Here is a 989-nt window from a genome sequence, read left to right on the forward strand (position 1 = left end):
AAACCCTCAATCATCCTACTCCTGCGCTCCCTGTAATTGGGACTGCAAAGATACAAACTCTTTTTAAACTCACAACTCTTTTTTGTAAAAAAATTAAAGTTTTTTGTTTGTCTCTTTTTGAAGTATCATATTGTTTCTGCTTAGCTAAAAGCTCTTCTGCGCTACTGAACTACTCTCGTTTTTCAGTGGGGCAAAGATAGAAACTTATACCATACCCCGCAACTTTATGTAAGATAAAAATACCAAAAGTGGAAAAGTATTCACATAATAACCTAATAAACAATTCATTATACGTAAAATATACTTATCCACAATATGCAAGTACAGAGACATATAAAAAAATAGTATATAAAATTCATATTCATAAGGTGAATTTCAAGTAATAATGAATCAATAGATGGTAATCACCTAAACAGGTGTGAGGCAAGTTCTGGTAATTTATTTTTTAAATCAGCATTTGAATACTGTAGTCATACCTGCATTTAATTTGTAAGATTAAAAAAATGAGTTAGGCTTTAATCGGTAAAAGATAGATTATAAACGGTGGAGTATTGTAAAGATATTTACAGATTCGTAGAAAAGCCAGAGAAAGGAAATAGGAAAAATCTATTTTGCTTGCTTAAATTTTTCGAAATGTGAATGAGATATCATAAAGAAAATGATAATGGAAAAAACAAGCTTCTTCTTGTGGAAGAAAATTCTGAAGTTTACTAAAGGTAGAAACTCAATTAGATTTAGCTTCGAATGCAAATACCACTATGGGAGTTTGCTGAAGTTTTAAAAAGAGAAGTTTATGATGATATATTAAGTAAAGCGTATTTTATTTTGTACCGGATCATTGAGGCTCCTACGGAGTGACAATAGTGTTGGGTAAAGATGAGTAATAGGTAATAATAGCATACGTTGGATATTACTCATTGCTGATTGCTGATTATTTATGTTGGGTTGGGATTTGTCAGGGTAAGCAGGTAGCTATGGGTATAGTATAT

General features: G+C 31.1%; 1 protein-coding gene. It reads left to right on the forward strand.

The window, feature by feature from the left end; all coding sequences use genetic code 11:
* A partial coding sequence (locus ODR02_RS23535; RefSeq protein WP_309513759.1) for a hypothetical protein occupies positions 1-200 on the forward strand: 200 nt, incomplete at its 5' end.
* Between the last annotated feature and the right edge of the window lie 789 nt (positions 201-989).

Origin of the sequence: Chryseobacterium sp. CFS2 (assembly GCF_036543225.1) — a bacterium.
GTDB lineage: Bacteria > Bacteroidota > Bacteroidia > Flavobacteriales > Weeksellaceae > Chryseobacterium > Chryseobacterium culicis_A.